This is a genomic window from Methylophilus sp. Leaf414, from assembly GCF_001425425.1.
Classification (GTDB): Bacteria; Pseudomonadota; Gammaproteobacteria; order Burkholderiales; family Methylophilaceae; genus Methylophilus.
On sequence record NZ_LMQQ01000003.1, the window covers coordinates 154676 to 178360 of the forward strand.

At 51.4% G+C, this 23685-nt stretch carries 22 protein-coding genes; 15 read left to right on the plus strand and 7 right to left on the minus strand.

The features are described from left to right. The first annotated feature begins 4 nt into the window (after positions 1 to 4). The 15 genes from mraY (at position 5) to ASG24_RS07715 (ending at position 16950) form a co-directional block, all read left to right on the plus strand. Positions 5 to 1108, plus strand: coding sequence for a phospho-N-acetylmuramoyl-pentapeptide-transferase (gene mraY / locus ASG24_RS07645; RefSeq protein WP_055828222.1), 1104 nt, complete (start codon positions 5 to 7; stop codon positions 1106 to 1108). Positions 1109 to 1144: 36 nt separating this feature from the next. Further along, complete coding sequence (gene murD / locus ASG24_RS07650; RefSeq protein ID WP_055869797.1) at positions 1145 to 2515, plus strand: UDP-N-acetylmuramoyl-L-alanine--D-glutamate ligase; 1371 nt, start codon at positions 1145 to 1147, stop codon at positions 2513 to 2515. Then, the gene (ftsW, locus tag ASG24_RS07655; protein ID WP_055869800.1) at positions 2500 to 3666 is read left to right on the plus strand and encodes a putative lipid II flippase FtsW; all 1167 of its coding nucleotides are present in this window, start codon (positions 2500 to 2502) and stop codon (positions 3664 to 3666) included. The genes murD and ftsW overlap by 16 nt, the downstream gene beginning before the upstream one ends. Further along, positions 3663 to 4763 carry an undecaprenyldiphospho-muramoylpentapeptide beta-N-acetylglucosaminyltransferase gene (gene murG, locus ASG24_RS07660; RefSeq protein ID WP_055869803.1) on the plus strand — a complete coding sequence of 367 codons (1101 nt, stop codon included), beginning with the start codon at positions 3663 to 3665 and terminating at the stop codon, positions 4761 to 4763. The genes ftsW and murG overlap by 4 nt, the downstream gene beginning before the upstream one ends. Beyond that, positions 4760 to 6154, plus strand: a complete 1395-nt coding sequence (gene murC, locus ASG24_RS07665; protein WP_055869806.1) for a UDP-N-acetylmuramate--L-alanine ligase — start codon at positions 4760 to 4762, stop codon at positions 6152 to 6154. The genes murG and murC overlap by 4 nt, the downstream gene beginning before the upstream one ends. Then, positions 6151 to 7041, plus strand: coding sequence for a UDP-N-acetylmuramate dehydrogenase (murB, locus tag ASG24_RS07670; protein ID WP_055869809.1), 891 nt, complete (start codon positions 6151 to 6153; stop codon positions 7039 to 7041). The genes murC and murB overlap by 4 nt, the downstream gene beginning before the upstream one ends. Beyond that, positions 7038 to 7970 (plus strand): D-alanine--D-alanine ligase, encoded by a 933-nt coding sequence (locus ASG24_RS07675; protein WP_055869811.1) that lies wholly within the window; start codon positions 7038 to 7040, stop codon positions 7968 to 7970. The genes murB and ASG24_RS07675 overlap by 4 nt, the downstream gene beginning before the upstream one ends. 3 nt (positions 7971 to 7973) lie before the next feature. Continuing rightward, positions 7974 to 8678 (plus strand): cell division protein FtsQ/DivIB, encoded by a 705-nt coding sequence (locus ASG24_RS07680; RefSeq protein ID WP_055828194.1) that lies wholly within the window; start codon positions 7974 to 7976, stop codon positions 8676 to 8678. Positions 8679 to 8716: 38 nt separating this feature from the next. Further along, a complete protein-coding gene (gene ftsA / locus ASG24_RS07685; protein WP_055828192.1) occupies positions 8717 to 9955 on the plus strand; it encodes a cell division protein FtsA in 1239 nt (412 codons plus the stop codon). 84 nt (positions 9956 to 10039) lie between these two features. Beyond that, complete coding sequence (gene ftsZ, locus ASG24_RS07690; protein WP_055829113.1) at positions 10040 to 11209, plus strand: cell division protein FtsZ; 1170 nt, start codon at positions 10040 to 10042, stop codon at positions 11207 to 11209. A gap of 79 nt (positions 11210 to 11288) precedes the next feature. Then, positions 11289 to 12224, plus strand: coding sequence for a UDP-3-O-acyl-N-acetylglucosamine deacetylase (lpxC, locus tag ASG24_RS07695; RefSeq protein WP_055869814.1), 936 nt, complete (start codon positions 11289 to 11291; stop codon positions 12222 to 12224). A 34-nt stretch (positions 12225 to 12258) separates the two neighbouring features. Further along, entirely contained in the window at positions 12259 to 12441 is a 183-nt protein-coding gene (locus ASG24_RS07700; RefSeq protein ID WP_055869816.1) for a hypothetical protein, read from the plus strand. Positions 12442 to 12526: 85 nt separating this feature from the next. Further along, positions 12527 to 14530: a transglycosylase SLT domain-containing protein gene (locus ASG24_RS07705; RefSeq protein WP_082488029.1), complete on the plus strand. Its 2004-nt coding sequence runs from the start codon at positions 12527 to 12529 to the stop codon at positions 14528 to 14530. Positions 14531 to 14718: 188 nt separating this feature from the next. Beyond that, a complete protein-coding gene (locus ASG24_RS07710) occupies positions 14719 to 15678 on the plus strand; it encodes a complex I NDUFA9 subunit family protein (RefSeq protein ID WP_055869819.1) in 960 nt (319 codons plus the stop codon). A gap of 39 nt (positions 15679 to 15717) precedes the next feature. Beyond that, positions 15718 to 16950 carry a multifunctional CCA addition/repair protein gene (locus tag ASG24_RS07715; RefSeq protein ID WP_055828180.1) on the plus strand — a complete coding sequence of 411 codons (1233 nt, stop codon included), beginning with the start codon at positions 15718 to 15720 and terminating at the stop codon, positions 16948 to 16950. Positions 16951 to 16953: 3 nt separating this feature from the next. On the opposite strand, the gene ASG24_RS07720 is transcribed toward ASG24_RS07715, so the two are convergent. From ASG24_RS07720 to argA, 7 genes are all read right to left on the minus strand, one after another. Then, on the minus strand, positions 16954 to 17898 hold the full coding sequence (locus tag ASG24_RS07720; protein ID WP_055828177.1) for a sensor domain-containing diguanylate cyclase: 945 nt from the start codon (positions 17896 to 17898) through the stop codon (positions 16954 to 16956). A gap of 203 nt (positions 17899 to 18101) precedes the next feature. Next, a complete protein-coding gene (locus ASG24_RS07725; RefSeq protein ID WP_055828174.1) occupies positions 18102 to 18887 on the minus strand; it encodes a DUF2189 domain-containing protein in 786 nt (261 codons plus the stop codon). A gap of 233 nt (positions 18888 to 19120) precedes the next feature. Next, complete coding sequence (locus ASG24_RS07730; RefSeq protein WP_055828171.1) at positions 19121 to 19345, minus strand: DUF2788 domain-containing protein; 225 nt, start codon at positions 19343 to 19345, stop codon at positions 19121 to 19123. 201 nt (positions 19346 to 19546) lie between these two features. Next, entirely contained in the window at positions 19547 to 20140 is a 594-nt protein-coding gene (slmA, locus tag ASG24_RS07735) for a nucleoid occlusion factor SlmA (protein WP_055869821.1), read from the minus strand. 47 nt (positions 20141 to 20187) lie between these two features. Beyond that, a complete protein-coding gene (locus tag ASG24_RS07740) occupies positions 20188 to 20856 on the minus strand; it encodes a pyrimidine 5'-nucleotidase (RefSeq protein WP_055869825.1) in 669 nt (222 codons plus the stop codon). A gap of 127 nt (positions 20857 to 20983) precedes the next feature. Then, complete coding sequence (argB, locus tag ASG24_RS07745) at positions 20984 to 21868, minus strand: acetylglutamate kinase (protein WP_055828162.1); 885 nt, start codon at positions 21866 to 21868, stop codon at positions 20984 to 20986. A gap of 220 nt (positions 21869 to 22088) precedes the next feature. Next, entirely contained in the window at positions 22089 to 23660 is a 1572-nt protein-coding gene (gene argA / locus ASG24_RS07750; RefSeq protein WP_055828159.1) for an amino-acid N-acetyltransferase, read from the minus strand. Positions 23661 to 23685 lie beyond the last annotated feature (25 nt).

The following is a 23685-nucleotide window of genomic DNA, read 5'->3' on the forward strand; positions in this document are numbered from 1 at the left end:
GCTTATGTTATTGGAATTGGCAAAGTGGTTGTCGTCGGATGTGCGTGGATTTCACGTATTTGATTACATCACGCTGCGCGCCGTGCTGGCAACACTGACGGCACTGGCCATCTCGTTCCTGGTCGGGCCAGCCATGATCCGCAAACTGACTGAATACAAAGTCGGCCAGTCCGTACGTGATGATGGTCCGCAAACACACCTTGTGAAAGCCGGCACACCGACCATGGGGGGCGCGTTGATCCTGGTGGCGATCGCGATTTCCACACTGTTATGGGGCAATCTGCATAACCGGTTTATCTGGGTGGTGTTAATTACCACATTGGGTTTCGGCGCTGTTGGCTGGGTGGATGACTATCGCAAAGTGGTTTACAAAAATCCTAAAGGCTTGTCTGCCAAAGAGAAATATTTCTGGCAAAGCCTGATCGGCTTTGGCGTGGCAGCGTTTTTATACGCAACTTCCACCACGCCGGTTGAAACCACCCTGATCGTGCCGTTTTTCAAACACCTGGCACTGCCGTTAGGTGCGGTGGGTTTCATCGTATTAACTTACCTGGTCATCGTCGGCAGCAGCAATGCCGTCAACCTGACCGATGGCCTGGATGGCCTGGCCATTTTGCCTACCGTGATGGTCGCGGCTGCACTGGCGCTGTTCTCATATGTGGCTGGCCACATCGTATTCGCCAAATATCTCGGTATTCCCTATGTTGAAGGCGCCAGTGAGCTGATGGTGTTCTGTGCGGCGATGGCAGGCGCCGGTTTGGGGTTCTTGTGGTTTAACGCCTATCCGGCAGAAGTGTTTATGGGCGACGTCGGTGCGCTGGCACTCGGTGCGGCGTTGGGTGTGGTGGCCGTGGTGGTACGCCAGGAAATTGTGCTGTTCATTATGGGTGGCGTGTTCGTGATCGAGACTTTCTCGGTCGCGGCACAGGTACTGTATTTCAAGTACACCAAGAAAATGACCGGGACCGGCAAGCGTATTTTCCTGATGGCGCCGTTGCACCATCACTATGAGCAAAAAGGCTGGAAAGAGACACAAGTGGTGGTCCGTTTCTGGATCATTACCATGATGCTGGTACTGGTTGGCTTGTCCACCCTGAAACTGAGATAACAAGATAAAGCGGAAATTCTGTCGAGCGTAGAGACAATGAAAAAACAATTTGAACAACAGCGCGTAGGGGTAATAGGACTGGGTGACACCGGCTTCTCTGCTTTGCGCTGGCTGCGTCAAATGGGTGCAGAAGTGGTGATGTTCGACTCACGTTTACATCCACCCGGACAGGACCGTTTGCTGGAAGAATTTCCTGATGTGGAATGCCATCTGGGGCCTTTTAATGCTGCCCTGTTATCCGGCATGGATACCATAGTGACCAGCCCAGGCGTGTCACTGAAAGAGCCCGTGTTGCAACAGCTGATTGCGCAAGGCAAGAACGTAATTGGCGATATTGAGTTGTTTGCGCGTTTCCGAGCCCCGTACGCCAAGGTGATTGGCATCACAGGGTCTAACGGTAAAACCACGGTGACTACCCTGGTCGGTGAAATCTGCAAACAGGCAGGCCTGAACACCATTGTGGCTGGCAACATCGGTGTGCCAGTGCTGGATACGTTGCAAATGACAGCGCCAGATGTGTATGTGCTTGAGCTTTCCAGTTTTCAGCTGGAAGCGACACAACAATTACAGATAGACGCAGCGACCATTTTGAACCTGTCCGAAGATCATATGGATAGATATTCCGGCATGGAAGATTATGCACAATCCAAGGCGCGTATTTACCAGCATGCCCGTATCGCGATTGTGAACCGTGATGATCCTGCCAGTGCCGCATTGGCTGGCCAGTTACCACAGGTTTCATTCGGGGTGAACCCTGCACCAACCATCAATGATTATGGCTTGAATGATCTGGGCTGGTTGTGCGCCGGTCATCGTCACTACATTGAGGCCGATAGCCTGCATATCCGTGGCAAGCACAATATTGCCAATGCGCTGGCAGCGATTGCATTAACGCAGGCGATAGGCATAGATAAAGTATCCATCCTGCATACCGTGCAGTCATTCACAGGTTTGCCACACCGTGTGGAATGGGTTGCCAGTATTGAAGACGTCGATTTTTACGATGACTCCAAAGGCACTAACGTGGGTGCGACTACGGCGGCGATCAGCGGCATGCTCAAACAGGGTAAACCACAAAAAGTGGTGTTAATCGCGGGTGGCGATGGCAAAGGCCAGGATTTCAGCCCGTTGCGGGATGCCGTTATCCAGCATGCCAGGGCAGTCGTACTGATCGGGCGGGACGGGCCAAAAATTCAGCAGGTTTTGCAAGATATTCAAGTGCCGGTAGTGGATGCAGTCGACCTGACCGCTGCCGTGCATATCGCAAAAACGCTGGCGGAACCCGGTGACGCGGTATTGCTGTCACCTGCCTGCGCCAGTTTTGATATGTTCAGGAATTATGAGCATAGAGCGCAGGTATTTGTTGAGGCGGTCAAAGCCATGGAGGACGCATGCTTGGTCCGCTAATGATGACGCGTGAGCGCTACAACTCGCCCAGTTACGACTTGTCGCTGGTTTGGGTAGTGCTGTCATTACTGGCATTCGGCATGGTGATGGTCTATTCCGCCTCAATCGCTTACGCCGATGCAAGCAAGATGTTTGGGCACAACAGCACCTATTTCCTGATGCGCCAGGCCTTGTATGTGGCTGTGGGGCTAGTAGCCGCCGTCGTTGTATTCCAGGTGCCTATGGCCTGGTGGCAGAAAATGTCGCCTTATCTGTTCGTGTTCGGCATTGTGTTGCTGGTGCTGGTGTTGATTCCCGGTATCGGCAAAGTGGTCAACGGCAGCCGCCGCTGGATCTCATTGCTGGTCATGAACCTGCAACCTTCGGAATTAATGAAGCTGTTTATTGCCATGTATGCCTCTGATTATGCGATCCGCAAGGCCAGCAATATGCACAGTTTTACCAAAGGCTTTTTGCCTATGCTGGGTGTGATGGTATTCGTCGGCGTGCTGCTGTTACGCGAACCGGATTTCGGCGCATTTGCGGTGACCGCGTCGATTGCGTTTTCCATCATGTGGCTGGGTGGCGTGCATATCAAAATATTTCTTGCCATGCTAGGCGCACTGCCGCTGGCGGTGGTGGGATTAGTCGTGATGGAACCTTACCGCCTGGAGCGTATGAAAGGTTTCCTGAATCCTTTTGATGACCCGTTTGATACCGGTTACCAGCTGTCGCACGCGTTGATTGCTTTTGGCCGGGGTGAATTCTGGGGGGTAGGCCTGGGCGGCAGCGTTGAAAAATTATTGTACCTGCCGGAAGCACATACCGATTTCCTGCTGGCAGTGGTAGCGGAAGAGCTCGGTTATGTCGGTGTGATGGTGGTCGTACTGCTATTTGCATGGCTGGTGATCCGCGCATTCAGTATCGCCAAGGAAGCGGTAGCAAATGAGCGTTATTACGCTGCATTGCTGGCACAGGGGATCGGCGTCTGGATGGGTGTGCAAGGTTTTATCAATATGGGCGTGAACATGGGTTTACTGCCAACTAAAGGCTTGACGCTGCCACTACTGTCTTATGGCGGTAGCGGCATCCTGGCTAACTGCATTGCCTTATCTGTGCTGTTACGCATCGATTTTGAGAACAGGCGTTTGCAGAAAGGGCTGCAAACATGAGCCGCCAGTACACATTGATGGTGATGGCTGGAGGCACTGGGGGGCATGTCTATCCTGCAATTGCAGTGGCTGATGCTTTGCACGCGCAAGGCTGGAAGATCGTATGGCTGGCGACTGAAGGCGGTATGGAAAATCGTCTGATTGCCGGCAAGCCTTATGAAAAAGCCATGATGACCATGCAAGGGGTGCGTGGCAAAGGTCTGCAAGGCTGGCTGACTTTACCGTTGAAGTTGTCACGCGCATTTGCACAGGCTAAAAGCGCGATAAGCCAGCATCAACCCGATGTGGTGTTGGGCATGGGTGGTTTTGCGGCATTCCCTGGCGGCGTGATGGCGAAAATGGCAGGCATTCCGCTGGTGATTCATGAGCAAAATTCTGTCGCCGGATTGACCAACAAGGTATTAGCAAGCATTGCAAACCGTGTATTGACCGGTTTTCCCAATGCACTGGGTAAAAAAGGCGAAACGGTTGGTAATCCTGTACGTGAAGAGATTACCACCTTGCAGGTGCCAGAATTGCGTTTTGCAGATCATCATGGTGTGTTGCGCGTACTGGTTGTGGGCGGCAGTCTGGGGGCCGCGGCATTGAATACGTTGTTGCCAAAAGCCTTTGCCCAATTGCCGCACAATACGCGGCCACAGATTATTCATCAGGCGGGTGAAAAACATATTGAAGCACTGAAAAAAGCCTATGCAGAAGCCGGCGTTGCAGCTGATTGCCGCGCATTTATCCAGGATATGGCTGAGGTGTATGCCTGGGCTGACCTGGTAATTTGCCGTGCCGGGGCATTAACGATTGCCGAGCTGGCGAATGTAGGGGCTGCCAGCATTCTGGTGCCATTCCCGTTTGCGGTGGATGACCACCAAACTATCAATGCAGCCTATCTGCAGCAGGCAGGCGCCGCGCTACTGATCCAGCAAAGAGATCTGGATGTGAGTCAGCTGGCGAATACCTTGCAAGCGCTGGACCGTAATATCTGTCTGGTGATGGCGCAAAAGGCACGTGCCCTGGCACGGCCACAAGCCACACAACAAGTGGCAGAAATTTGCCAGCAGCTGGCAACAGCAAATACAAATGAGAAACAACGAGCAGCATGAAACATAAAGTCAAAAAAATTCATTTTGTCGGCATAGGCGGTTCTGGCATGAGCGGGATTGCCGAGGTATTGCTCAACCTTGGCTTTGAGATCAGCGGCTCAGACCTGGCCAGCAATGCGACTACTAAACGCTTGCAAGGCTTTGGCGCCAAAGTGTACCAGGGGCATGCGACCGAACATTTGGGTGATGCCGATGTAGTGGTGGTATCCAGTGCAATTAACGAAGAGAACCCGGAAATTATCGCGGCCCGCGCACGCAAGGTCGCGGTGATTCCACGTGCACTGATGCTTGCCGAATTAATGCGCTTCAAGCAGGGCATTGCCGTGGCAGGTACGCATGGCAAAACCACGACCACCAGCCTGATTGCCAGCATTCTGGCTGAAGCAGACATGGACCCGACCTTTGTCATTGGCGGCAAGCTGGAAGCAGCCAGTGCCAACGCCAAACTGGGTACGGGTGAATGGATAGTGGTTGAGGCAGATGAATCTGATGCGTCCTTCCTGCACCTGAATCCGGTGCTTGCTGTGGTCACTAATATTGACCAGGACCACATGGATACCTATGAGCATAGCTTCGACAAGCTGAAAACGGCGTTTGTTGAATTTTTGCAGCAAATCCCATTCTGGGGCATGGCCGTGATGTGCATTGACGATGCCAATGTGCGTGAAATCCTGCCGCGCGTGACACGTCCGGTGACTACTTATGGCACGCATGAAGATGCCAGTATCCGTGCTGAAAACATCGTCGCTGATGGCGGCAAAATGCATTTCACGCTGATCCGGAAAAACGGCACGACGGTACGCAATGAAGTCACCCTCAATCTGCCAGGGCATCACTATGTGTTGAATGCACTGGCGGCGATTGCGATTGCGACAGAATTGAATGTGCCGGATGCGGCCATCCTGAAAGCACTGGCCGAGTTCAGGGGCGTAGGCCGCAGGTTTGAGCGCTATGGCGAAATCCCGGTTGCCGATGGTCATGCGACTCTGATTGATGATTACGGTCACCACCCGGTTGAAATGCAGGCTGTAATAGCTGCCGCACGTGGTGCGTTTCCGGAGCGTCGCCTGGTGTTGGCTTTCCAGCCGCATCGCTATACCCGCACCCGCGACTGCTTCGAGGATTTCGTCAAGGTATTGTCAACTGTTGATGCGCTGTTGCTGACAGAAGTGTATTCGGCTGGCGAAGCGCCGATTGTCGCGGCTGACACCCGCAGCCTGATCCGTGCAATCCGTGTGAACGGCAAGGTAGAACCAAGATTTGTGGAAACCACAGATGAGTTGCCGGCCACCATATTGGATAGCGTGCAGGCGGGAGATGTGGTGGTTGTGATGGGCGCTGGCAATATCGGTAACGTCGCGGCCAAAACGCGGGAGCTGGCGACGCGATGAGCGCAACAGGATTAAAAGTGCTGCAGCACGAACCGCTTACTCGTTACACCAGCTGGCGCGTGGGTGGCGAGGCTGACCAGCTGGTGCTGGCCGATAATGTCGAGCACCTGCAGCAATTCCTGCAACAGTTGCCGGCGGATGAGCCGCTGACCTTTATTGGCTTGGGCAGCAACCTGCTGGTGCGGGATGGTGGTGTGCGTGGCACGGTAGTGGTCATGCATCAGGCCTTGCAGCAACTTGAAATGCAAGGCGAACGGGTGTATGCCGATGCCGGTGTTACCTGCGCCAAGCTGGCACGTTTTGCTGCCAGCCACAATCGCGCTGGTGCCGAATTTATGGCGGGTATCCCCGGAACGGTTGGCGGTGCGCTGGCGATGAACGCCGGTTGTTATGGTGGCGAAACCTGGCAATGGGTAGATCAGGTAAAAGCCATACATCGCAGTGGCGCGGTACAAGTGCGAAATCGTGCTGACTATACGCCGGCCTATCGCCACGTAACACACCCGGTGGCAGATGAATGGTTTCTGGGCGGCTGGTTTGCTATCCCGCAAGGCGATGGCAAAACTTCTGCCGAACAGATCAAACAGTTGCTGGCAAAACGCCTGGCGAGTCAGCCGCTAAATATGCCGAGCGCAGGATCCACTTTCCGCAATCCGGAAGGCGACTTTGCGGCACGCTTGATTGAAGTATCTGGCTTGAAAGGCGCCATCATTGGTGGTGCACAGGTTTCAGAAAAGCATGCCAATTTCATCGTGAATTTGGGCAATGCGAGCGCAGCAGATATTGAAGCATTGATAGAGCGTGTCAAAACCACCGTGCATGAAAAGCAGGGCGTGGAATTGATACAGGAAGTGAAAGTCATTGGGGAAAGCGTTTTAAAAGCATGAGTGCAGCACAGCAAAAATTTGGCAAGGTAGCCGTGTTATTCGGTGGACGTTCTGGCGAGCGTGAAGTGTCGCTGAAAAGCGGCTCTGCGGTGTTGGCCGCCTTACAGCGTCAGGGTGTCGATGCGCATGCATTCGATCCGGCCACGCAAGAATTGTCTGCCTTGAAAGGGTATGACCGCGCCTTTATCGCCTTGCACGGCCGCTTTGGTGAAGACGGCACCATACAGGGCGCATTGGAACTGATGGACATCCCTTATACAGGCAGCGGCGTCATGGCATCTGCGCTCGGTATGGATAAATGGCGTACCAAATTACTGTGGACAGCTGCTGGTGTAGTAACCCCTGATTTTGTGCTGATGGATGAATCGACAACTACCGAGGAAGTCGTCGCGACGCTGGGATTGCCCGTCTTTGTGAAACCTGCCAACGAAGGTTCAAGCATAGGCGTGAGCAAGGTCAAGCAGGCTGCCGAACTGGCTGCGGCTTATACCCTGGCTAAAGCCTCTGATCCCCTGGTGATTGCCGAACAGTTTGTTGGTGGTGGTGAGTACACCGTCGGCATCCTCGGCGATACCGCGTTGCCGGTGATAAGGATTGTGCCGAAAAACGAATACTACGATTACGAAGCCAAGTACCTGCGTGACGATACCGAATACCGTTGCCCGAGTGGCTTGTCTGCCGCACAGGAACAACAGATCCAGGCAGAAGCTTTGCAGGCGTTCAGGGTGCTGGGTTGCAGTGGCTGGGGCCGCGTGGACTTTTTGATGGATGAGGCGGGAAAACATTATTTCCTTGAAGTAAATACCAGCCCCGGCATGACAGACCACAGCCTGGTGCCGATGGCAGCCAAAGCGGCTGGGCTGGATTTTGATGCACTGGTCATAAACATTTTGCAGCAAACATTGAAGGCCTCAAACGGGAACGCATAGACGATGTGGCATAGACCGACATTGCTGAACTGGACTGCCAATCTGCTGTTTTCACTGGCAGTGGTGCTGATGCTATACGCCTTATTGTTTGTGGTGTTGCATCTGCCTATCTTCCCGGTCAAGCATGTGCAGGTTGAAGGCAATCTGGATCATGTCAATCACGAGCAGATTCAACTGATTGTCAGCAAATATTTAAAAGGTAATTTTTACACACTGGATCTGCAACGCACCCGCACCGCGTTCGAGAAGCTGCCATGGGCGCGCAAGGTCAGTGTCCGTCGCCAATGGCCTGACACCATTGTGGTGCAGATTGAAGAGCATCAGGCCATTGGCCGCTGGGGTGGGGTGGCATTGGTGAACCGACATGGTGAATTATTCCAGGCAGCCTCTGATGAGCAATTGCCGGTGTTCTATGGCCCGGGTGATGCGGTGAAAGAACTCGCGCAAGGTTATGCCAGTTTTGCGCAGACATTGTCAGTGACCTCATTGCAGATTCAGCAATTGAGCTTGTCGTCACGACGCGCCTGGGAGATCAAGACCGCTGATAAACGGCAAATGATGCTCGGACGTGAAGCAGCTAAACAAAGGTTACAACAATTTGTAGCAGCCTACACCCAGCAGCCGGCGATCGCTGAAAGTGACTGGCGGTATGCAGATTTACGCTATCCAAATGGCTTTGCGTTGCGTATGCCGCGCAACGGAGCCTGATAAGAAATTGCCTGAAGCAAGATGTGCAAGGAAATGAAATGAGTAGAGCAAGAGAAGATAAAAATTTAATCGTGGGCCTGGATATCGGCACCTCCAAGATCGTGGCCATCGCGGCCGAGATTTTGCCAGAAGGCACCTTGAAGGTGATTGGCGTTGGTCAGCATGCTTCACGCGGCCTGAAAAAAGGCGTGGTGGTGAATATCGACTCCACCATGCAGGCGATTCAGCGCGCAATTGAAGAAGTCGAGCTGATGGCTGACTGCAAAATCAACACCGTGTATTCAGGGATTGCCGGCAGCCATATCAAAAGCCTGAACTCACACGGCATGGTGAAAATCAAGGAAAGCGAAGTTTCGCAAAGCGATATTGACCGCGTGGTCGATACTGCCCGTGCGATTGCCTTGCCAGCGGATCAGCAGATTCTGCATATCCTGACCCAGGAATTTATTATCGATGGCCAGGAAGACGTGCGCGAGCCATTGGGTATGAGCGGCATCCGCCTAGAAGTGCGTGTGCATATCGTGACCGGTGCGATTGCGGCGGCACAGAATATCGTCAAGTGTATCAAGCGCTGCGGCCTGGAAGTCAGCGACCTGATTCTGCAACCACTGGCTTCCAGTGAATCAGTGCTGACTGAAGATGAAAAGGAACTGGGCGTTTGTCTGGTGGATATCGGTGGCGGGACTACCGATATTGCGGTGTTCAAGAATGGGGCGATTCGTCATACGGCTGTCATCCCAATTGCCGGAGACCAGATTACCAATGACATCGCGGTGGCCTTGCGTACTCCCACGCAGTCAGCGGAAGAAATCAAGGTCAAGCATGGCTGTGCCTTGCGTCAATTGGCGGACCCGCGTGAAGTGGTTGAAGTACAGGCGGTTGATGGCCGTGAGCCGCGTCAATTGTCATGCCAGGCATTGACTGAGGTGATTGAAGACCGCGTCGAAGAGATTTACGAGTTTGTACAGCAGGAACTGCGCCGCAGTGGTATGGAATCCATGATCGCTTCCGGGATTGTGATTACTGGTGGCGCTGCACAAATGCGCGGCATGGTGGAGCTGGGAGAAGAGATTTTCCACACACCGGTGCGCCTCGGTATCCCGCGCTATGTGGAAGGTTTATCTGAGGTGGTGGGTAATCCTCGCTATGCCACCGGTATTGGCCTGTTGCTGATGGCTAAGCAGCAGGTGGAAAAGCAAATGGTGGGGAATCTGCAGTCTGGCTCGGTGGGCAGGTTGCTTGAGAGAATGAAAAGTTGGTTTACAGGTAATTTCTAGTTTTTGGGTAATTTTTAACTGTGTTTAGGGCGAGTGTGCGGGGCAACCCAATCCTTAAAAAGTTAGGCAAATGGAGAGTGAATGATGATTGAAATTTTTGACAAAGAGAACGAAGGTGCAGTGATCAAGGTAATTGGTGTGGGTGGTTGCGGTGGTAACGCCGTTGAGCACATGATGACCAAGATGGTGCCGGGCGTAGAGTTTATTTGCGCTAATACGGATATGCAGGCTTTGAAAAAGAGCAATGCCAAAGTGGTACTGCAAATTGGTGCCGATATCACCAAGGGTCTGGGTGCTGGTGCCAAGCCGGAAATCGGACGTGAAGCCGCACTGGAAGACCGTGACAGCATCGCGGAAACCATTGATGGCGCAGACATGCTGTTTATCACTGCAGGGATGGGTGGCGGTACCGGTACCGGCGCGGCCCCTATCATTGCAGAAGTCGCACGTGAAATGGGCATCCTGACTGTTGCTGTGGTGACCAAGCCGTTTGCTTTCGAAGGCAAGCGTGCAAAAGTTGCACAAGAGGGTTTGGAAGAACTTTCCCAGTACGTTGACTCTCTGATTGTTATCCCTAACGAAAAGCTGATGGATGTGTTGGGTGAAGATGTAACCGTGATGGAAGCGTATCGTGCAGCTAATGACGTGTTGCAAAATGCGGTGTCCGGTATTGCCGAAATCATCAACTGCCCGGGTACCGTGAACGTTGACTTTGCTGACGTACGCACCGTGATGTCTGAAATGGGTATGGCAATGATGGGTTCCGCTGAAGCAACTGGCCCTAACCGTGCCCGTATCGCGGCTGAACAAGCAGTAGCCAGCCCGTTGCTGGAAGATGTTAACCTGGCCAATGCACGTGGTGTATTGGTCAATATTACCGCCAGCAGCAGCTTCAAAATGCGTGAATACTATGATGTGATGAACACTATCAAAGAATTCACGGCAGAAGATGCGACCGTGATTATCGGTAACGTGATTGACGAAGAAATGGCTGATAACCTGCGTGTGACCATGGTTGCCACCGGCTTGAACGGCTCCATCGGCAAGCGTCAGGCGAAACCTGAGTTAAAAGTCATGACGACGACTACACTGCGTGACGGTACTACTAACCAGCCTATTTTCCAGAATACAGTTGAGGAAGATGAGCCGGCAGTATTTACCAGCAACAGCCGTCGTGCACAGGTTGAAGCCATGAAGAATTCCGGTATTGAAGAATATGATATTCCGGCTTTCCTGCGTAAGCAGGCTGATTAACCTTCAGGCAGTGATTGCTTGTCGGTTTGCAAGTGGGATTGGCTTATAATAGGGTCAATCACTGATAAAAGAGAAAACCATGTTAAAGCAACGCACGCTTAAACAACAGATTAGCGCGACCGGCGTAGGGCTGCACAGCGGTGAGAAAGTCACCCTGACGCTTAAACCGGCACCTGCTGATCATGGTGTAGTGTTCAAGCGCATCGATTTGCCCGATACGCCTGCCATGCGGGTCACCCCGACGGCAGTTAACGACACCCGCCTGAGCTCAGCCCTAGAGTTTTCAGGTGCGCGCGTTGCCACTGTGGAGCATTTGATGTCCGCCCTCGCCGGTCTGGGGGTGGATAATGTATTGATAGAGTTAACGGCAGCCGAAGTGCCCATCATGGATGGCAGCTCGGGGCCGTTTATCTACTTATTGCAAACGGCCGGCTTAGCCGAACTGGAAGCGCCGAAGAAATTTGTGCGCATCCTGAAACCGGTAGAAGTACAAGATGGTGATAAATGGGCAAAATTTACACCGCATCATGGTTTCAAAGCCGAATTTACGATTGATTTCGCACACCCTGTGTTTGAATTCTCAGGTAAAACGGTGAATATTGATTACGATAGCCAAAGTTATGTAGACGAAATCAGTCGTGCGCGTACCTTTGGTTTTATGCACGAAGTGGAGTACCTGCGCGCGAATGGTCTGGCCAAAGGCGGCAGTCTCGATAACGCGATTGTGCTCGATGAATACAAGGTACTGAATGGCGGTGGTTTGCGCTACGACGACGAGTTCGCCAAACACAAAGTACTGGATGCCATTGGTGATCTGTATATCCTGGGTTATCCCATCGTCGGCCAGTTTTCTGCTTTCAAGTCCGGGCATGCCTTGAATAACCAGCTGCTACGTGCCTTGTTGAAAGACGACACTGCCTGGGAATACTGTACCTTTGAAGATAGCCAAGCCCCGGTCGGTTTTGTGCGTCAACGTGACTACTTTAGTCCGGCACCATTTTTACCAGCTGCCTGATTAGCAAGCCTAACTAACAAGAATAGACGAGACTATGTGGTGGATACGGATATTATTTGCAGTGCTGGTGCTAAGTACTCTGGTGCTGGCACTGCTAGGCTGGCAAACCGGTAACTCGCGCTACTGGCAATGGCTTAAAAAAGTATGGAAAGCCGGCTTCGTTGTAGTGCTACTCCTGTTGCTGTTTTTCTTTCTGAGTCGCCTGGCCAGAATTTGATTGTGACCCCCTAAATCCACGTGATGAGTCAGGTGCACTTGCGAGTGCTCACGTGAGCATAGTAAGACCCTGTGATTATTGACTCATGAAGACTAAATTCCGTCATCTCCTTTCGATTGCTGCCTGTGTGTTGGTACCGTGCCTGCTTGTGTTTGCCACGCCGGCATACGCTGGCGATACTGAAACTTATCTGCAAGCCAAACAGGCTTACCAGACTAAAAACCTGCCGCTGCTGACCGAGTCGCTGGAGACCCTTAAGCAACGCAAGTCACCGCTCGCACCATATTTGCAATACTGGCAGATGATCCTTACCATGGATCAATTATCCTATTACCAGGTGCAGGCTTTTTTACAGGAAAATAACGAATCATTGTTATCCCAACGCGTGCGCGAACTTTGGCTAAAACGCCTGGGACGCGTCCAGTTCTGGGACCAGTTTGTCGAAATCCGCGCTCAGATTCCCAACTATTACAGCTTGAATGACACAGGCAACCAGTGCTTCCAGGTGCAGGCTGGAATCGCGCTGGATGACCCGATTGCTTACGAAGATGGCAAAACCTTATTGCTGTCCGGTAAAGAATTACCTGCCGACTGCCAGGGAATGCTGGAAGCCTTGCAGCAAGTGGGCGTGCTGGACGAGAACTTACTGCTCACTGTCTACCGAAATGCCTTGTTTGCCAATAAACCGGGTTTGGCTAAAGTATTGGCAAAGCGTAGCCGGAAAACCGATGCTACTTTGCTGAAGCAGATCGATGAAGTGGCACAAAACCCTGCCCTGGTTTTGAAAAAGAATAATGTTCAGGATAAATCAGCTTATGGCCGTGCGCTTTATCTCTTCGCCATCCATCGCCAGGCCAAGGCAGATATTGCATTGGCACAAACCAGCTACCAGAAATACAGCGGGCTTTTGTCCAATGAAGAGCGGCAACTGATACAAGCTTATATCGCGCTGGAATCCGCCAGAAAACATGAGCCTGAAGCAGTGAGGGCATTTGCCAAAGTCGAACCTGCAATCCTGAATAATGAGCAATGGGAATGGTATGCCCGTAGCGCATTGCGGGAGCAGGATTGGAATACTTTGCTGAAGATTATTAATAGCATGCCCAACGCCTTATCTGAAGAGCAGACCTGGCGCTACTGGAAAGCACGTGCGCTGAAAACCAAGGGCCAGGCACCGGAAGCTAATTTGTTATTGGCAAAACTTTCCCAGGAACGTCATTTTTACGGCTGGCTGTCGGCTGAAGAGCTGGGGCCGGTCGCAGGTGAACCGTTGGCAACCTACCAGCCTGCCGATGACGAAGTCCGCCAGTTTGCACGCCTGGCCAGCATCAAGCGCATAGAAGCGTTGTTTGATGCCGATGCACGCTATGAGGCCAGGCTGGAGTGGATGTATTTGCTTGAAGGATTGGATGATTCCTCCCGTATCGTGGCGGCGCAATATGCCTTGCTGAAAGGCTGGTACGATTTGACGGTATTGGCGGCCGATAAAACCAGTCGCACCCATAATTTTGAATTGCGCTACCCTACGCCTTACCGTGATTACCTGCAAAAAGCTTCAAAAGCGCGTGCAATTGACGAGGCCTGGGTATATGGCATTATCCGGCAGGAAAGCCGTTTTATGCACTATGCCAAATCCTCGGTCGGTGCCGGCGGGTTGATGCAGGTCATGCCTGCAACCGCCAAGTGGATAGCCAAAAAACTGGGCTGGAGTAGCTATAGTGATGCCATGCTGCACGATATAGATACCAATGTGAACCTTGGTACCTATTACATGCGCTACACCCTGGATACCTTCAACGGCCAGGAAGCGATGGCGACTGCCGCCTACAATGCCGGCCCCAGCCGCGCCCGGCGCTGGGCAGCGAACGTGCCACTGGAGGGCGCGATTTATGCCGAAACCATTCCCTTCAGCGAAACACGCAATTATGTAAAAAAAGTACTGGCAAACGCCCACATGTATGCACCCAGGCTGGGGTTGCCGGTCATCACGCTTAAAAAGCGTTTGGGCACTATTCCGGCGCGTAATAGTGGTGCCGTGGCTGATGCTGAAAGCGTGATCACGACCATCACAATTACAGATCAAGAGTAGGCACACTTTTTTCTGTACAATATCTTTAAGCAAGCTTTATGAAGTGCGGCTTGCAAGTAACCAGGTAAGTGAGGTCAGGCGCGATAATTAGATTTTACGCGCACCCTTGTTTGAGCAAAAAGTTTGGTGACTAAATTTAGTTTAATCAAAGCTTTCTTTAATACGAACATGCATCAGGAACAAGCGATATGAAGACAGTCACAGTATTGGGCGGTAGCGGTTTTGTAGGGAGCAGTGTGGTAGCCGGCTTGGACCAGGCAGGGTACCAGGTCAAGGTGTTGACACGCCGCAGGGAAAAAGCCAAACACCTGATTTTGTTACCCTATGTGCAAGTGGTTGAGTGCGATATCAACGACCATGCCGCACTGAAAGCGCAGCTGGCAGGTAGTCACGCTGTGATCAACCTGATCGGTATTCTGCACCAGACCAGTGATAACGGCTTTGAAAAAATGCATCACCAGTTGCCGCGTCGTGTGGCGCAACTTTGTGTTGAATTAGGCATCCCCAGATTGCTGCACATGAGCGCATTGCAGGCTTCAGTGAGCGCGCCTAGCGAATATTTGCGTAGTAAAGCGGCTGGCGATGAGGCTGTGATGGAATCCAGCAAAAAATTGCATGTGACCATATTCCGCCCATCAGTAATATTTGGCGCGCGTGACAGCTTTATTAATTTATTCGCCAAGCTGATCCAGTATGTGCCAGTACTGGTGCTGGCAATGCCACAAGCCAAGTTTCAGCCGATCTGGGTTGAAGATGTGGCGACCGCTTTCGTGACGGCTTTAGATGAGTCAGCGACTTATGGCAGGATTTATGAGCTTGGTGGCCCGGCGATCATGACCTTGCAACAGGTGATGGAAGCTGTGATGAAAACGATCGGTGTGCAACGGCGGATTATTGGGTTGGGCCCAAAAATGTCGCTATTACAAGGCAGTTTTATGCAGTTGCTGCCAATCAAGTTGTTATCGCGCGACAATGTGAAATCCATGCAGGTCGACAATGTCTGTCAACAACCGATGGCGAATGAGCTATGCGTAGTGCCTACCGATATGTTCGCTGTGATCTCCGGCTACCTGGTGGAAAATAATCCGCGTGGTGCTTATGATGATTTTCGTGCAGCGGCAGGTCGCGTGATTAACGCCAGGCGTTAACAGCGTCATTTCTTCGTGTTTTTCTATGGATAATTGCATATGCAAATCTATCAGGTAGGCGGCGCTGTCCGCGACGGCCTGCTAGGTCTTCCGGTCAAAGACAGGGATTATGTGGTTGTAGGTGCCACGCCAGAACAAATGCTGGCGGCAGGCTATCGTGCAGTTGGCAAGGATTTCCCGGTATTTCTTCACCCTGAAACGCATCAGGAACATGCGTTGGCACGCACGGAACGTAAAACAGGCAAGGGCTATAAGGGTTTTAGTGTCTACGCCGCCCCGGAAGTGACGCTCGAGGAAGATCTCGCACGACGTGACTTTACGATGAATGCCATCGCCCAGGCCGAAGACGGCCGCCTGGTTGACCCTTTTCACGGGCAGCAGGATATTCAGGAAAAACGCTTAAGGCATGTCACTGAAGCGTTCAGCGAAGACCCGGTACGTATTCTTCGCGCAGGCCGCTTTCTCGCACGTTTCACCGAATTTAGCGTCGCGCCGGAAACCATGGCGTTGATGCGTGAGATGGTGGCAGACGGTGAAGTAGATGCACTGGTACCGGAACGGGTATGGCAGGAAATCGCTAAGGGCCTGATGGAAAAAAAGCCCAGCCGAATGTTTGAAATGCTGCTTGATTGCGGCGCCTTGCAGGTGATTTTTCCCGAACTGGCTCGCTTGTGGGGCGTGCCGCAAACAGCTATTTATCACCCTGAGGTTGATACCGGCGTGCATGTCATGATGGTGATTGATTATGCCGCCAAGCAAGGTTTAAGCTTGCCGGTGCGTTTTGCTGCGCTAGTGCATGATCTGGGTAAAGGCACGACACCGGCAGATGTATTACCGCGGCATATCGGCCACGAGTTACGCAGTGTGGACCAGATTCGCGATGTAGTTGCACGCCTCAAAGTGCCTAACGATTGCAAGGACCTGGCGCTGGTAGTGGCGAAATACCATGGCAAATTGCACGCTGCCCGCGAAATGAAAGCCAGCACTTTGCTGAATTTCTTGGAGGAGCTGGATGCTTTTCGTCAGCGCACGCGCTTCGATGATTTTCTGCTGGCGTGCGAGTGCGACAGTCGCGGAAGGCTAGGGCTGGAAAATTGTCCGCTGGATGATGCCGAGCATCTGCGCAAGGCATTGCAGGCAGCGCTATTGGTCGATGCAGGTGCCATTGCCAAAAACTATGCTACCCCAACGGAAATTAAACAAGCCGTGGCAGATGCCAGAACGCAAGCCATTGAAGCGATGCTGGCGCTGAGTCGCAAGCCTGTTTTGTAGAGTCTATTTGCTACCTTGCTGAATGCGGTTGCGCCCCGCATTCTTGGCCTGATATAAAAGGCTATCTACAAACTCCACAAACGCTTTTGGTTCAAGGTTGCTTACCGGCACGGTGCTGGAAACACCCAGGCTAATTGTCAGAATCTGGCTGATTTTTGAACCGGCATGCGGGATTTGCTCCTTGAAAATCAGGTTGCGGCAGCGCTCGGCAATCTTGATTGCCGAGGCTGCGTTAGTTTCCGGCAGAATCAATGCAAACTCCTCCCCACCAAACCTTGCGAAAAAGTCCTTGGTACGTAATCCGGCACTATTCAACGTCCGGGCAACGCGCTTTAACACTTCATCGCCTTGCAGATGACCGTACACATCATTGTACTGTTTGAAGAAATCAATATCGATCATTATCAGTGACAAGGGCTGCTGATGACGCTTTGCTTCCAGCCATTCCTGTTCCAGTAACGTATCAAACATGCGGCGGTTAGCCACTTCGGTCAGGCCGTCTTTGTATGAGTACTCTTCGAGCTGTTTTTGCAGTTCCAACAATTGCTGTTCGGTTTTTTTACGCTCGCTGATATCAAACATAAAACCTATCAGTGCTTCGGGTTCACCTGTTGGCGTGCGTACCACATGCACTACATCCCTGATCCAGACATAGTCGCCATGTTTGGTCAGCGCGCGGTAATCGGCCTCATGGTCCTGACCCTGTAATGAACGTTCCACGCAAAAATTAACGATACGCTCCCGCTCATCTTCATGAATGCGGGTGGCCCAGTCTTCCACTGTTTTCCAGCTATCCTGCGACCAGCCAAGCAACTGCTCAATCTGCGGGCCTATGTAGGCAAACTGTTTGCTGGCCCAGTCGATCTTCCAGGGAATGGCTTTAGTGGATTCCAGCAGGGTTTTGTAAATGGTGCTGTCGCTATCGGGAATGGGTGTAGTGGTCGTCATTGCGAAAATCTTTATCACTGCATGTAATGCAGGGTACCTAACTGGCATGCACTTCGCAATAGCCCGGCAATGTCATTCAGGTAAGAAAGCGTTAACCTGATTTGCCAGTGAAGGCTCTCTAGCTGGTAGCGGGAAGAGGAGTTATAGCGACATGCACAAAAGTGCATGGCTACCATCATCACTTACGGCGCTTTAGGGATGGATTATGGTTGAATCTCGATCACATCACGATATACATGCCAGCTGGCATGGCCTGCTACCGGCATGGTCACGATCAGTCCAAGAAAGCTGGTTGCAAAGCCTACGCCTATCAGTACCACAATGCACAATGCCCAAAGAGACATGACACCAGGGTTACGCAAGCAAACGCGGAAACTAGCCCATGCGGCAGCTCCGGCACTGGTGTTGCTATCCAGCATCAATGGGATGGCAATCACGCTGATAGCAAACGTCAGCGCTGCAAATATCCCCCCGACAGAAAAGTATACCAGAGTGAAAATCGGTTGTTTGAAGGAAAGGACGTTAAATACAATATCGATAAAAGTAGGCAACTGGTGGTTAAAGTAATAGGCAAAAATGATAAAAGACAATTGCGTCCAGGCGACCAGTGCTGCCAGGAGAATAACAGCGAACAGGGCAATGTTTACCAGGTTGGGGCGCCAGGCGGTCAGGCTTGGCAAGAGTGAAGGTGTCTGGCCCAACGCAATACGGCGGCTGATGTCATAAAGACCAGTCGCCAGAAACGGGCCAATGAGAAAAAATCCAGTGGTGAGGCCGGCTAACAGCCAGTAGTTTTCAGCAAAAAAAGCATGGATCAGTATACCGGTGATGGTGAAGGCAAGACCATAAAACAAGCTTGCCCATCCTCCCAAGTGGGTATCTTCTACCCCTGCATGCAACCAGTCGATCACCATTGCTGGATGTAAGTTTTTTTTAACCCTGACCTGCACACCCACATTGCCGGCTTCTATTACTCTGCTTCTGCTCATAACCCTGCCCCCATGTCATGTTTCATGTTCCGCTAATGGCGCATTCTCGAACATCAATCAATCTGCGTCGCAGCGGGCGTTGCTTGTGCAATTGCTTAAATTAAAATGTAACACATTTGTAACTGGATGACACAAAGGTGTGACACATATTCACGCACTCAATGCATAGTTTGGCATGACAGGTAGCGCTAGTGCCGATGGCTATGTAACACGCAAGCAGTGTCCAAACAGGTTTAGCGGATATTCAAATAATACTGGATGACATATTTGGCGATAAAGCCCACCAGGCCAAGGGTGAGTGCCAGAAATAGTGCAAAGGTGCCGGTTTTGCCTGCCTTGGATTTGCGTGCCAGGTTGCCTACAATCAGCAGCATCAGCAGCATGAGTCCGCCAACACCGTAGGTCATGCCCAGTTCTGTGATCTGGGCTTCATTCATGCCAAAAATGGTGGCTTCCATTGTGTTTCCTGCTTTAGGTGACGCACCAGTGCGCCGGGTGATAAAAATACTTGTTGCCCGCGGAGAGATTCAGATGTGCGCTAGCATATCGTAGTCATGGTCCTGAAATAAATGGGATAGCTTTCTACAACCTTATGTTGGGCCCATGGTCGGGAGACACAAGGGGGTCATTCTGCCGTTGAGGGACATATGGATTAACGCTTATTGCAAACTGCCAGTAATAAGCAGTGACAAATGTTGTTCAATCTGGTCGCTTGGCTTACGTTTAAAACCGCTCTTCGCAAAACTGTGCCAGCGGCCAACCACAAAGCTGATCATGGTATTTGCCGCCATGCTGGCGTCAGTGATTTTGTTGCCTTGTGCTTCTGCAATACGCAGCGATTGTTTGATACTGGCCTCCAGGCGATCCATCAACTGATTGATGCGCGCCTGCAGCACTTCGTCTTCATTGACCAATGCATCACCAATCAGCACGCGAGACATGCCCGGGTTACGTTCGGCAAATTTAAGCATGGTCGTGAGCATGAGTTGTACTTGTTTAAGGCCATCAGTTTCATCGCTGGTGATTTTATTAATCACGCCAAAAAGCGCGCTTTCGATAAATTCAATCAGGCCTTCGAACATTTTGGCTTTATTGGCAAAGTGGCGGTATAAGGCCGCTTCCGAAACTTCCAGCTTGCCAGCCAGTGCAGCAGTCGTGATTTTTTCACCACGTGGCGTTTGCAGCATGCTTGCCAATGTTTCGAGGATTTGTTGTTTGCGGTTTGCTCTTACTTCTTTGTTGATAGTGGCCATGATGTGTTCCCAAGTCCCGACATGCGTGTTGTTATTTTGAGGCTATTTTAACCGGATTCGCCAAGGGCGGGAATGCATGATGGCTGTTTTTTCAGCGCGCTGTGAGTGAGTGCCAACACATGCGGTAATCTATATTGCACAAAGTTTGGTTTATGTAATCTGTGGCTGATCCATACTGTACGCATCCCAAGTCGTTTAGCAGTCATTAAGGCCGGCAGGCTATCTTCAAACAAGGTGCAATCAGCCGCACAACAACGCAACTGGCGTAACAGCATACGAAAACCGCGCATCGAAGGTTTAGCGTGGAAGCGTGAAGATTCCACACTGAAGACCAGCGTAAAACAATCACTGATGCCTAATACATTGAGTACCTGCATGGCATAGGCACGCGGGGCATTGGTGAATACACATTTACGTCCCGGCAGGCGCTGCAGCAACTGGCGTAATTGCTTGGTTGCCTGCACCATATCATCGGTTAAAAATGCATGTGTTTCTGCCAGGAAATGGTGGGGATTGACGCCATGGTGACGCATCAGTCCCTTCAAGGTCGCGCCATAAATACGCCAGTAATGCTGGCGGAGCAAATGCGCTGCGGGTTCTTCCAGTGTCAGTAAATCCATGATGTAACGCGTCATGGATTGATTCATTACCGGGAAGATATGGGCGGAAGCGTCATGCAGGGTATCGTCCAGATCGAAAATCCATACCAGAGGCAATTACTCCAGCTCCCGTTCGAATTTAAGGCAATGCGGCAGCGACTGACTGACGCACACAGTGCACATGGCACGGCAATGAGAAAGCGTAGCGGTCAATGCAGTATCAACGATGAATTGGAGAGCGGACTTATTTGGCTTTAATTAAAGTGCCGACGCCTTCATCTGTAAGTACTTCCAGCAATAAGGCATGTTCGACGCGGCCATCAATAATATGCACTGTTTTCACACCACTGCGTGCAGCATCCAGCGCAGAGCTGATTTTTGGCAACATGCCGCCACTCAACGTGCCATCGGCAACCAGGTCATCAATCTGCCTAGGTGTCAGTCCGGTCAGCAATTGGCCTTCTTTGTCCAGTACACCTGGGGTATTTGTCAATAGAATCAATTTTTCTGCATTGAGTATTTCTGCCAGTTTGCCGGCCACTACATCGGCATTAATGTTATAGGTTTCACCCTCCCGACCAACACCAATCGGGGCTACCACAGGGATAAAGTCACCGCTATCCAGGAAGGTGATAATGCTGGGGTCAATTGCAGTGATTTCGCCAACCTGACCCACATCGATCATTTTGGTCGGGTCTTTCAGATCTTCCATCAGCAGTTTTTGCGCATGGATAAAGTTGCCATCCTGGCCGGTCAGGCCTACCGCTTTGCCGCCGTGGCGGTTAATCAGGTTGACGATTTCCTTGTTGACCTGGCCACCCAATACCATTTCCACCACATCCATGGTTTCCTCATCAGTCACGCGCATGCCCTGGATAAATTCGCCTTTCTTGCCCAGTTTATCCAGCATTTCGTTGATCTGCGGACCACCGCCATGTACCACGACTGGATTCATGCCAACCAGTTTCAACAAGACCACGTCTTGCGCGAAACACTCTTTCAGGCGTTCATCGGTCATCGCATTGCCGCCGTATTTGATGACAATGGTTTTATCGAAAAAACGTTTGATATAGGGCAGGGCTTCAGACAGGGTTTGCGCCTTTTGGGCGGCTTTTGAAATATTCATCATATGGATTAGCTATTAAGGATATGTGTATTCTATCTGCTGAGGGTTAAACAGTGAATGACTGTGCGTGAATTTTACTGAAGATGTTCAATAAGAAATGGTTTTGCAGACTTTGTTCAGATTTTTCAGTAATAAATAATGACAGCAAGCGTTTATTTGCAGGCAAAAAAATGGCTGACGCGTACATCAGCCATTTTTAGTTAGATTATCTTGAAAGTAACGGCTAGGTCAGCACTTTCACAAATACTTTGGATTTCCGCTGCAGATTATAAAGCTGCTGCTTTTCTTGCGGCAGTTGATCGACACTTTGTTCAGTAAATCCACGCTCCAGAAACCAGTGCTCTGTGCGTGTCGTCAGGCAAAACAACGCTGTATTACCCATGGCTTTTGCCTGTTCCTGGCAATAGTTAAACAGTTTGTCACCGCGTCCACCACCGCGATAAGCGGGATCAATCGCCAGGCAGGCGAATTCGACCATTTTCTCGGCGGGGAAAGGGTACAAGGCGGCACAACCAATTACGCGGTTATCGTGTTCCATTACGTAGAAATAGTTGATTTCCATTTCAATCCGTTCTCGCCCGCGCCGTACCAGAATGCCTTCATTTTCCAGTGGCTCAATCAGCATTAAAATTCCACCGACATCATCAATATTGGCCTGACGCATGGTTTCCAGCGGTAGCTCGGTGATCATGGTGCCTATGCCCTTGCGGGTAAACAGCTCCTGGATAATGGCACCGTCAATATGGCGTGAAATCAGGTGCGTTCTGGCAACACCATGCTCACAGGCACGCACTGCCGCAGGCAGGTAATAATTTACATCTTCGGAAAAATTGATCGGCTCATCGCTTTCCTGCACATTGCGCAGTAGGTTCTTCGCTTTGGCCGAAGTCATCTCGCGCAGTAATTCGCCGCGCAAGTTATGTATGCCCTCAGAACCCATCAGGAAAATCAGTTTTTCCGCATCGAGTGCGATAGCGGCGCTCACTGCTACATCTTCCAGCGTCAGGTTGAATATTTCTCCGGTAGGCGAATAACCCATAGGGGAAAGCAACACCAGTTCACCGTCATCCAGCCGTTTCTGGATACCTATTGCATCTATCTTGCGTACTTCGCCGGTATGTTGCAGGTCTACGCCATCACGCACACCCAATGGTTTAGCGGTGACAAAGTTACCGCTGGCGACGCGGATATCGCTACCTGCCATGGGTGAGTTGCTGATGCCCATCGACAGCAGTGATTCGATCTCTACCCGCACCGTGCCATTGGCTTCTTTCACCGCTTCCATTGCGGTGTCGTCGGTAATACGTAAGCCGTTGTGCATTTTGGGGATGAGATGATCGCGTTTTAACCTATGCTCAATTTGTGGCCGTGCGCCATGCACCAACACCAGCCTGACTTCCAGGCTAGCCAGTAGGTTCAAATCATGGGATAGCGCAACGAACTGTTGTTCACTGACCACTTCGCCGCCGAACGCTATGACAAAGGTGCTGCCACCAAAAGCATGGATATACGGCGCTGCTGAGCGGAACCAGTGTACAAAGTCTTTGCTGTTGGCGCTGGAGAGGATAGCCGGTGGCGTATTGGTCAGGTTGCTCGGCGTTAAATCGGCATCGTATAAACGGCCAGGCGTCGTGCTTAATGCCTGGGCAGCAGCACGTAACAATGCTTCAGATATGCCGATTTCGCCGCGCTCTATCCGCGACAGATTGCTGGTATCAGTACCCATGCGGGAAGCCAGTTGCTGCAATGTTAGATTTTGCGATTTTCGCAAATTTCTGATGTTTGAGCCGAGCATTTGTTGAATTTTCTATATTAATTTG

Bases quoted from the DNA above. Each gene is read 5' to 3' on its own strand.
- mraY (WP_055828222.1), top strand. From the start codon at position 5: ATGTTATTGGAATTGGCAAAGTGGTTGTCGTCGGATGTGCGTGGATTT.
- murD (WP_055869797.1), top strand. From the start codon at position 1,145: ATGAAAAAACAATTTGAACAACAGCGCGTAGGGGTAATAGGACTGGGT.
- ftsW (WP_055869800.1), top strand. From the start codon at position 2,500: ATGCTTGGTCCGCTAATGATGACGCGTGAGCGCTACAACTCGCCCAGT.
- murG (WP_055869803.1), top strand. From the start codon at position 3,663: ATGAGCCGCCAGTACACATTGATGGTGATGGCTGGAGGCACTGGGGGG.
- murC (WP_055869806.1), top strand. From the start codon at position 4,760: ATGAAACATAAAGTCAAAAAAATTCATTTTGTCGGCATAGGCGGTTCT.
- murB (WP_055869809.1), top strand. From the start codon at position 6,151: ATGAGCGCAACAGGATTAAAAGTGCTGCAGCACGAACCGCTTACTCGT.
- ASG24_RS07675 (WP_055869811.1), top strand. From the start codon at position 7,038: ATGAGTGCAGCACAGCAAAAATTTGGCAAGGTAGCCGTGTTATTCGGT.
- ASG24_RS07680 (WP_055828194.1), top strand. From the start codon at position 7,974: ATGTGGCATAGACCGACATTGCTGAACTGGACTGCCAATCTGCTGTTT.
- ftsA (WP_055828192.1), top strand. From the start codon at position 8,717: ATGAGTAGAGCAAGAGAAGATAAAAATTTAATCGTGGGCCTGGATATC.
- ftsZ (WP_055829113.1), top strand. From the start codon at position 10,040: ATGATTGAAATTTTTGACAAAGAGAACGAAGGTGCAGTGATCAAGGTA.
- lpxC (WP_055869814.1), top strand. From the start codon at position 11,289: ATGTTAAAGCAACGCACGCTTAAACAACAGATTAGCGCGACCGGCGTA.
- ASG24_RS07700 (WP_055869816.1), top strand. From the start codon at position 12,259: ATGTGGTGGATACGGATATTATTTGCAGTGCTGGTGCTAAGTACTCTG.
- ASG24_RS07705 (WP_082488029.1), top strand. From the start codon at position 12,527: ATGAAGACTAAATTCCGTCATCTCCTTTCGATTGCTGCCTGTGTGTTG.
- ASG24_RS07710 (WP_055869819.1), top strand. From the start codon at position 14,719: ATGAAGACAGTCACAGTATTGGGCGGTAGCGGTTTTGTAGGGAGCAGT.
- ASG24_RS07715 (WP_055828180.1), top strand. From the start codon at position 15,718: ATGCAAATCTATCAGGTAGGCGGCGCTGTCCGCGACGGCCTGCTAGGT.
- ASG24_RS07720 (WP_055828177.1), bottom strand. From the start codon at position 17,898: ATGACGACCACTACACCCATTCCCGATAGCGACAGCACCATTTACAAA.
- ASG24_RS07725 (WP_055828174.1), bottom strand. From the start codon at position 18,887: ATGAGCAGAAGCAGAGTAATAGAAGCCGGCAATGTGGGTGTGCAGGTC.
- ASG24_RS07730 (WP_055828171.1), bottom strand. From the start codon at position 19,345: ATGGAAGCCACCATTTTTGGCATGAATGAAGCCCAGATCACAGAACTG.
- slmA (WP_055869821.1), bottom strand. From the start codon at position 20,140: ATGGCCACTATCAACAAAGAAGTAAGAGCAAACCGCAAACAACAAATC.
- argB (WP_055828162.1), bottom strand. From the start codon at position 21,868: ATGATGAATATTTCAAAAGCCGCCCAAAAGGCGCAAACCCTGTCTGAA.
- argA (WP_055828159.1), bottom strand. From the start codon at position 23,660: ATGCTCGGCTCAAACATCAGAAATTTGCGAAAATCGCAAAATCTAACA.